This window comes from Bordetella genomosp. 5 (genome assembly GCF_002261315.1).
GTDB lineage: Bacteria > Pseudomonadota > Gammaproteobacteria > Burkholderiales > Burkholderiaceae_B > Bordetella.
Genome location: NZ_NEVP01000006.1, coordinates 731,058 through 739,619 on the forward strand (window position 1 = coordinate 731,058; position 8,562 = coordinate 739,619).

Here is an 8,562-nt window from a genome sequence, read left to right on the forward strand (position 1 = left end):
GGACCCATGGCTACACTCAAACCCGCCAAGGCGCCCGGCGACAGCCTGAAAGATAAGCTGATCCGTCATGCCCTGGAACGGCGGCTGAACCGCGCATCGGCCCCGGTGCCCGCCCTCGGCGCCGCCGCGCCGGCCAGCGCGCCGGTGCCCGACGCCCATTGCCGCTTCGACCAGCACCCGGCCTATCAGCAGTTGCGCATCATCAACGATGGCGCCGCGCGGCTGGGCGTGGCCAACCCGTTTTTCAAGGTGCACGAGGGCTCGGCCGCCGCGAGCACGCGGATCGGTGGCGAGCGCTATCTGAACTTCTCGAGCTACAACTATCTGAGCCTATCGGGCGACCCCGTCGTCGCACAGGCGGCCAAAGACGCCATCGACCGCTACGGCACGTCGGTATCGGCCAGCCGCCTCGTCTCGGGCGAACGGCCGATCCACCGCGCGCTGGAACAGGCGCTGGCCGAGCTCTACGACGTGGACGACGCCATCACCTTCGTCAGCGGCCACGCGACCAATGTGTCGACCATCGGCCACCTGTTCGGTCCGAACGATCTGATCCTGCACGATGAACTGATCCACAACAGCGTGCTGCAGGGCATTCAGCTCGCGGGCGCACGCCGCCTGTCCTTCCCGCACAACGACGCCGCCGCGCTCGATGAGCTGCTCACCCGCGAGCGGCGCGGCTTCGAACGCGTGCTGATCGTGCTGGAGGGCATTTACAGCATGGACGGCGACTACCCGGATCTGCCGGCCTTCGTCGAGCTCAAGCGGCGCCATCAGTGCTTCCTGATGGTGGACGAAGCCCATTCGCTGGGCGTCATGGGCGCGCGCGGTCACGGCATCCGCGAGCATTTCGGTCTGGCCGGCGACGACGTCGATATCTGGATGGGCACGCTGAGCAAGACGCTGGCGGGCTGCGGCGGTTACATCGCCGGCGAGACGGCGCTGGTGGAGCACCTCAAGTTTCTCGCGCCGGGCTTTCTCTACAGCGTGGGCATGCCGCCGCCGGTGGCCGCCGCATCGCTGGCCGCCCTGCAACGCCTGCACGAGGTTCCCGACCGGGTCCGCACGCTGCAACAGCGCGGCCAGGCATTTCTCGCCCAGGCCCGCGCCGAGGGCATCGACACCGGCACCAGCACGGGCCTGGCGGTGATCCCCGCGATCATCGGCAACTCGATCAAGGCGGCCCGACTCTCTGCCGCCCTGTTCGACCGCGGGCTCAATGTGCAGCCGATCCTGCACCCTGCCGTGCCCGAGCAGTCCGCGCGCCTGCGCTTCTTCATCTGCAGCGAGCACAGCGAAGCCGACATCCGCGACGCGGTGCAGCTGACGGCGCAGGAAATCCGGCGGCTCTGAGCGGCGCTCAGGCCGCCACGCGGGCGCCGCCGCGGTACAGCCCGGCGGCGGCCAGAAAGGTCTGGGCGAGATCGTGCACGGCAAGCTCGCGCACGGCCCGCGCGCCTTGCGATCGCGCATTCCACACCAGATAGTCGGTCAGGCCGTCGGGCTCGCCCAAGGCGCCGTAGACCTTTTCCATGATCGGCACGTGATCGCCGTACACGCAGAGGGTGGCGGGCCGGTCGAGCGAGCGCATGGTGTCGGCCAGGGTCTGGAACATGCGATCGGCATTGCGCAGATGGCGCACATAGGCGCCGAGCTCGTCGCAGCCGGCCGGCAACTCGCCCCGGATCAATTCGGCCACTTCCGCCGGGTCCAGGGACTCCCAGTGCAGCGGACCGTGGTTCTCCATCGTGATGACGTGCACATAGAGCGGCTGATCGCCCGCCTCGCGCAGCAGCGCCGCCACGTGTTCCGCCACCGGCACGTCGCCCACATAAGCGCCCACGCGATCCGCCGGATCAAAGGCCGCGATGTCGGTGAAGGCGTCGAAGCCCAGGCGGGGCAAGACCCGGTCGCGCCGATAGAAGCCGCCGTGATAGGGATGCACGCACACCGTGCGGTAGCCCCATTGCCGCAGATGCGAGGCCAGCGTGGGCACGGGCCGCGCACACAGCCGGCGATACGGGTTATAGCGATGCACGCCCAGCTCCTCGGCCGACACGCCGGCAAGAAAGCCGAATTCCGAACGCACCGTGTTCGCGCCCCAGGCGGCCACGCGCAGCCGGCCGCTGGACTCGGCCTGCGCGCGCAGGCCGTCCCAGTGCGCCAGGACCTCCGGGCGCACCATGGGATAGCGGCTGCGCGGATCGAAGAAGGACTCGCTCTGCACCGACACCAGATGCGGCAGCGCCGCGGCGGGCCTGGGCCGCAGGTTGACGAACGGAAAGCCGGCGAGCGGCTTGGGCGGCTCGCGACGCTCGGCACGCCCATACGTCCAGAGCAAGGCGGCCATGCCGAGACGGCGCAGGTCGCTGCGGGCGCGGAACGACGCGCGCGGCAGCCGCCGGGCGGCCAGCAATGCGAGCGCGGCGCCCGCCGCCAGGAAGGCGGCCACGGCCCCGAGCCAGTCGGTCCAGGCCGCGCCGTAGGCGGGCTCGAAGCGCAGGGCCACCCACACACTCGCCGCGTAGACGGCGATCGGCACCACCACGCCGGCCCAGCCCAGGAACGGCAGATAGAGGCGCGGGTGACGCAGGGCGTCGATGAAATACTCGAAGTCCGCGGTGACGAAGGGTTCGCGCAGCGAGCGATACTTCGCGTTGCTCACGCCCACCAGGATGCCCTGCACCACCACCAGATTGGCGATGGCGAACCAGGGCCGCCGGAACAGCGCCAGCTCGAGCGCGAACAACACCGTCCACCCGCCCGCGTGCAGGCACAGCGCGGACACCGGGCGCCGCCACGGCGCGCGGGGTGCGGGCCGCAGCGCCCCTTCGATCAGAAAACTCAACACGAGCCCGCAGGCCCAGGGCAACGCCAGGGTGGCATGCGACTGCCACCACGCGCTGACCGGCCACAGGCCGGCGAATTGCCAAAACTCAGTCACGATAGCCCAGCCTGCGCAGAATGAAGCCCGACACGGCGGGATGGATGCCGGCCAGCAGCCAGCACCCGAAGTTCAGGGGAAAAGGAAAGCTGATGCGGGCACGGTTGGCCGCCAGCCCGCGGCGGATGCGTTGCGCCGCGCGGGCCGGCCGCCACAGAAACGGCTTGGGTCCGGGCATCGCCTCGCACATCGGCGACTCGACGTAACCCGGCATCACTACATTGACGCGCACGCCGTAGCCGGCGAGGCCGTCGCGCAGCGCCTCGCCATAGGCCTTGAGCGCGGCCTTGCTCGCGCTGTAGCTCGGCGTCTCGGGCAAGCCGCGCCACGCGGCCAGCGAGCTGATGAGCGCGATCTGCCCGTCGCGGCGTTCCCGCATGGCGGGCAGCACCCCTTGCACGGTCGCCATGGCCGCCCGCACGTTCACATCGATGAGCATGCGCGACTCCTCGCGATCCTCGCCCATGCCGTTGGCGCGGGCGTGGATGTTGACGCCTGCATTCACGATCACCAGGTCCGGCACACCGGTCGCGCACACGGCGGCGAGCCACGCGTCGAGCGCTGCCAGGTCGCGCACGTCGAGCACCTGGGTGCTGACGCGCGCGCCGCGCGCCTGGCATTGCGTGGCCAGCTCCGCCAGGCGGTCCTCGCGGCGGCCCTGCAAAATCAGCGTGGTGGCGGGCGCGGCATAGGCCAGCGCGAGCGCGGCGCCGATGCCGCCCGTGGCACCGGTGATCAGGATCGAGCCCGGGCGTTTCATAGCAGCGCCTCCAGCGGAGAATGCGCCTGCGTCATGCGCGACACGGCGTTGCGCACCGCCAGCCGGATGCCGTCGGCGCTGTAGAAGCCGCCGTTCACCTGACTGGCATGGATCACGATGCGGCGAAACGCCTGGTACAGCAGATTGTCGGGCGGGCCGGCCTCGCGCCAGAAGGCGTCCAGGCCGTGCTGCCAGGTGAGCCCGGGCAGCGCGTAGATCGGGCTGGCCAGCGCGAGCGTCGGACAACCATGATCGAGCGCCGCGGTACCCACGGTGCTGTTGACCGTGACCACGCCGCGCGCATGGCGCAACAGCGTGGGCAGGTGCCCCGACTCGAGATAGCGCACCCGGTCGGTCAGCCCGTGCTGTCGCGCCAGCGCCGCCACCGTGGCGCCATGGTTCGCAAAGCCCGGATCGAGCGGATGATTCTTCACGACCAGCAAGGCGTCCGAGCGCGCGTGGCGGGCAAACGAGGTCATCACCTCGTTCACCAGCTCGCGCATGGAGCCATACCGCGAATGATCGCGGATCTGGGCATCGCTTTCGAGCTGCAACGGCAGCATGTAATACGGCCGCGACTCGCCCGCCAGCGCGGCGACGGTGCGCGCGTCGTCGGCGACCTGCCGCCGCAACGTGACCGCCCGCCGCACATAGGCGGCGTACTCGCGCACGGCGCCATACGGCGCATGGGTGCGGTACTTGGGATAGAACACGGGATTCCAGGCGCTGCAGCTGTGGTACGCCACGTCGTGCCAGGCGCGCAGCCAGAACGGCGCCTTGAAGGTCTGGGCTGTCTCTTCGCTCACGCGCGCGGCGGCATCGAGGTACCAGCGCGGATCGCGCGGCAGCGGCGAGTGGGCATTGACGCCGCCGCGCTCGAGCGTGACCCAGTGCGGCCGGAAGTAGCCTTCTTCGAACACGTGCACACGCACGCCACGCTCGCGGGCCCGCGCCACCGCCTGGCGGTGCACGGGGCGGCGGTCACCGAACAGCACCACGTCGGTCACGCCGCGCTGGGTCATCTGCTGTTCGACGAACGCACCGCTCTCCTCGGCATCGCCTCGATAAGCGACCGCGCCGCCGCCGCGCCAATAGGCCTGGTCGCCGACCGTGAAGTTGATCTTGGCGACCGAGTGCCCGGCCTGCCGCAGCGCCAGCGCGAGGCAGGCGAAGAATGGCGAACATACGCCCTGCAGGAACAGATAGCTCGCGTGCATGGCTCAGCCCCGATACGCCAGACGGGCCTGCCACACCGCCTGGAGCTTGCGCACCTGCCGCCGGGCATAGCCCGCGCGCAACGATGCGAGGCGGCCCTGCGCCTGCAGGCGCTCGCGCGTCTGCATGATGCGGGTCAGCACGGCCTCGCAGGTGGTGTAGCCGCGCAGCTCCCAATCCCAATACAGTGGATAGCGCAGCAGCGTGCCGGCCACCAGCTCGTCGAGCGTGAGCCGGCGGTGCCGGCGCACGATGCGGCCGCGGTCTTCGGTCAGCCCCCAACCGGCGTAGAAAGGCTGGCCGTAGACCACCACGCGCTTGCCGCGCAGCAGGGCGTCGAAGCCCGACAGCGAGGTCATGGTGTGCACCACGTCGCAGGCCTCGATGCAGCTCACCACCGACAGATCCTGCTCGATATGGTCCGCATACTCCAGCGCCTGGGCCTGGGCCACGCGGCCGCGCCGGTTGCGGCTCAGCACGTCGGGATGCGGTTTGTAGACGATATAGGCATCGGGATGCGCCAGCCGGGCCTCGGCCAGCAGGGCCAGGTTGGTGCGCACGCTTTCGCAGCCGAAGCGCACCGAGGCATCGTCCTCGACCTGACCCGGCACCAGCACCACTTCCCTGCCCTGCGTGTCCCAGCCCGCGGGCTCGGGCTGCGCCACGTTGTACTTCGTGATGCCGTGCGCCACGATGAAGGCGCGTATCCGTTGCGCGGCCGCGCGGTCGCCCACGCTGAAGTGGCCGTGGTTGAGCTCACGCTCCAGGTCCGACTCACGGCGCGGGTCGAAGTAGATGCCGCTGCCGTCCAGCGCCAGGCTCATGGGCTTGATCAGGTCCGAACCCAGCCCCACCGAGCGCATGAAGCCGTCCTCGATCGCGACCAGCGCCGCGCCCGTGCGCTCGGCCAGTTCCGTCAGGCCGCCCGGCGGCTCCGCGCCCCAGAACGCCAGCGCCTCGCCCGGCTCGGGCTGCAACGCGGCGGCCTGGGCGGCGTTCTCGGCGCTCACCACGCCACCGGGGAACGGCGACAGGATGGGCGAGAGATGCGCCGTCTTCCAGCGCCGGGTACCGACCAGGATCGTGCGCACCGGCATGCGGCGCGCCATCGCCCGCTGCCGCACCAGCCAGTCGATCACGTCGAAGATCGTGCCGCGCCCGTGCGAGAGCGGATCGATATAACGCGTGTAGTGAAAATAGGCCGCGGCAAACAGCTCTTCGAGCGATCGTTTGCGCGTGCGGCGCGAGCAGCTTTGCCGGTCGTCCGTCAGGCCCCAGCCGGCATACCAGGGCATGCCGAAGCAGGTCACGGGCTTGCCCGCCAGCAGCGCCTCGAAACCCATCTGCGACGTCACCACGTAGACGTGGTCCATCTGCTCGAGCAGGCCGATCGCGTTCATGTCCGTGTCGAGCAGCACCAGATCGGGATCCGAGATCGCCTCGCCCAGATAGCCGGCCTTGGTGCCGGCCACCACTTCGGGGTGCGTCTTCACATGGATCAGCGCGTCCGGGTGTTCGGCGCGCGCGGCCGCCAGCATGCGCTGGAACGTATCCGCGTCGGCCAGCCCGAGCGTCACGCTGGTGTCGCCCAGCGTCTGGTCCACGACCAGCACGCGCTTGCGCCCGTTGGCCGGGGCCAGCAGCGGCGGCTCGAACGGCGTGTGGTTGTACTTGGAGAGCCGATGCGCGCGGACGCGGGTCATGGCGTCGGGCACCGCGTCGTCGAGGTCCGCCAGCAGGTCGGTGTCGCTCTGCAGCATCACCTCGAGCTCCGACGGCCGCGTGGCGTCGTAGTAGATGCCCAGCCGGTCCACCACCAGCGACAGGGTCGGGCTGCCCTGCCCCATGCCGAACGAACGGAGAAAGCCGTCTTCAAGGGCCAGGTAAGGCAGGCCCAGCCGGTCCGCGCGCCGGCGCGCACCCTGCGCGCTCGGCTTGGCGCCCCACCCCGCGACCGCCTGCAGGCGGCGGCGCGCGGCCGGCCGCCAGGGCCGATAACGCGTGATCGCCGCACCCAGCAACTCGGCCAGGAGCGGGATCCGCGCAATACCGCTGGAGTGGATCTCGATCATCGCAGGAACCGGACGTACCAGGGCATGGCCGCGTCGACACCCAGCAGGATGTCGAAGCGCGGCTGGTAGCCCAGATGACGGCGCGCGCGGCCGATGTCGGCCTGAGAGTGGCGCACGTCGCCCTTGCGGAACTCGGCGTGCTCGGCGTCCTTCTCGTAGCGCACGCCCTGCTTGGCCAGGCTGTCGCGCAGGAAGCCGAACAGCTGGTTCAGCGTGGTGCGGCCACCGAACGCGACGTTGTAGACCTGGTTCACGCTCTTCTCGTCGGCCAGCGACGCCAGCAGGTTGGCCTGCACCGCGTTGTCGACATAGCAGAAGTCGCGGCTGGTCTCGCCGTCGCCGTTGATGACCAGCGTCTCGTTCTGGATCATGGCGGCGGTCCACTTCGGAATCACCGCGGCGTAGGCGCCGTTCGGATCCTGGCGGCGGCCGAACACGTTGAAGTAGCGCAGGCCCACTGTATTGAAACCATAGGAACGGGCGAACACGTCGGCGTACAGCTCGTTCACGTACTTCGTGACCGCGTACGGCGAGAGCGGCTTGCCGATGTTCTCTTCGACCTTGGGCAGCGCACGGTGATCGCCGTACGTCGAGCTCGAGGCGGCGTACACGAAGGACTTGACCTGGGCGTCGCGCGCGGCCACCAGCATGTTCAGGAAACCGCTGATGTTGACCTCGTTGCTGGTGATCGGATCGGCCAGCGAACGCGGCACCGAGCCCAGCGCGGCCTGGTGCAGCACGCGATCCACGCCCTCGAGGGCGCGCTTGCACGTGTCCAGGTCGCGGATATCGCCTTCGATGAAGGAAAAGCGTGCCCACTGCTCGGGCGTCACCAGCTCGCGCACCTCGTCCAGATTGCGCTGGTGGCCGGTCGCGAAGTTGTCCAGGCCGACCACGGTCTGGTCCAGCTTGAGCAGGGCTTCCAGCAGATTCGAGCCGATGAAGCCGGCGCAGCCGGTCACCAGCCACTTGGCCGGCGTGGCGCGCAGCTGCGCGCACAGGGTGTCGAAGCGGTTATCGAAACGTACGTTCATGTCGTTTCCCCCCGCTTACAGACGGATGTCGGCCGCGTCGGCCGGCAGCACGTACTTGAGGTCGTACAGGATGTGCTTGGCCTTGCCGAGCTTGCGGATCTCGGCGGCGCCCATCTTGACGAACTCGTCGTGCGACACGGCCAGGATCACGGCGTCGTATTTGCCGGCCTCGGGCGATTCGATCGGCGTGATGCCGTATTCGTGCTCGGCCTCTTCCTTCTCGACCCACGGGTCGTACACGTCGACAGCGACGTTGTACTCACCGAGCTCTTTCACGATGTCGACCACGCGCGTGTTGCGCAGGTCGGGGCAGTTTTCCTTGAAGGTCAGTCCCATCACCAGCACGCGGGCGCCTTCCACGTAGATGCGCTGCTTGGTCATGGCCTTGACCAGCTGCGACACCACATAGCCGCCCATCGAGTCGTTCAGGCGGCGGCCCGCGAGAATGATCTCGGGGTGGTAGCCGATGGCCTGCGCCTTGTGCGTGAGGTAGTACGGGTCCACGCCGATGCAGTGACCGCCCACCAGACCCGGACG

7 protein-coding genes are annotated in these 8,562 nt (G+C 69.2%); 1 reads left to right on the forward strand and 6 read right to left on the reverse strand.

Annotation, left to right across the window (positions count from 1 at the left end; genetic code table 11):
• Positions 1-6 precede the first annotated feature (6 nt).
• Positions 7-1,353 carry an aminotransferase class I/II-fold pyridoxal phosphate-dependent enzyme gene (locus tag CAL25_RS12030; RefSeq protein ID WP_094800175.1) on the forward strand — a complete coding sequence of 449 codons (1,347 nt, stop codon included), beginning with the start codon at positions 7-9 and terminating at the stop codon, positions 1,351-1,353.
• Between the two features lie 7 nt (positions 1,354-1,360).
• On the opposite strand, the gene CAL25_RS12035 is transcribed toward CAL25_RS12030, so the two are convergent.
• From CAL25_RS12035 to CAL25_RS12060, 6 genes are all read right to left on the reverse strand, one after another.
• Positions 1,361-2,944, reverse strand: coding sequence for an LTA synthase family protein (locus tag CAL25_RS12035; protein WP_249279035.1), 1,584 nt, complete (start codon positions 2,942-2,944; stop codon positions 1,361-1,363).
• Positions 2,937-3,704, reverse strand: coding sequence for an SDR family NAD(P)-dependent oxidoreductase (locus CAL25_RS12040; protein ID WP_094800176.1), 768 nt, complete (start codon positions 3,702-3,704; stop codon positions 2,937-2,939). The genes CAL25_RS12035 and CAL25_RS12040 overlap by 8 nt, the downstream gene beginning before the upstream one ends.
• Positions 3,701-4,921: a capsule biosynthesis protein gene (locus CAL25_RS12045; protein ID WP_094800177.1), complete on the reverse strand. Its 1,221-nt coding sequence runs from the start codon at positions 4,919-4,921 to the stop codon at positions 3,701-3,703. The genes CAL25_RS12040 and CAL25_RS12045 overlap by 4 nt, the downstream gene beginning before the upstream one ends.
• A 3-nt stretch (positions 4,922-4,924) precedes the next feature.
• A complete protein-coding gene (locus tag CAL25_RS12050; RefSeq protein WP_094800178.1) occupies positions 4,925-6,991 on the reverse strand; it encodes a capsular polysaccharide biosynthesis protein in 2,067 nt (688 codons plus the stop codon).
• Positions 6,988-8,025, reverse strand: coding sequence for an SDR family oxidoreductase (locus tag CAL25_RS12055; RefSeq protein ID WP_094800179.1), 1,038 nt, complete (start codon positions 8,023-8,025; stop codon positions 6,988-6,990). Before CAL25_RS12055 ends, CAL25_RS12050 begins: the two co-directional genes overlap by 4 nt.
• Positions 8,026-8,040: 15 nt before the next feature.
• Positions 8,041-8,562 (reverse strand): UDP binding domain-containing protein (locus tag CAL25_RS12060; RefSeq protein ID WP_283162762.1); only part of this gene is annotated, 522 nt, incomplete at its 5' end.

Bases quoted from the DNA above. Each gene is read 5' to 3' on its own strand.
- CAL25_RS12030 (WP_094800175.1), top strand. From the start codon at position 7: ATGGCTACACTCAAACCCGCCAAGGCGCCCGGCGACAGCCTGAAAGAT.
- CAL25_RS12040 (WP_094800176.1), bottom strand. From the start codon at position 3,704: ATGAAACGCCCGGGCTCGATCCTGATCACCGGTGCCACGGGCGGCATC.
- CAL25_RS12045 (WP_094800177.1), bottom strand. From the start codon at position 4,921: ATGCACGCGAGCTATCTGTTCCTGCAGGGCGTATGTTCGCCATTCTTC.
- CAL25_RS12050 (WP_094800178.1), bottom strand. From the start codon at position 6,991: ATGATCGAGATCCACTCCAGCGGTATTGCGCGGATCCCGCTCCTGGCC.
- CAL25_RS12055 (WP_094800179.1), bottom strand. From the start codon at position 8,025: ATGAACGTACGTTTCGATAACCGCTTCGACACCCTGTGCGCGCAGCTG.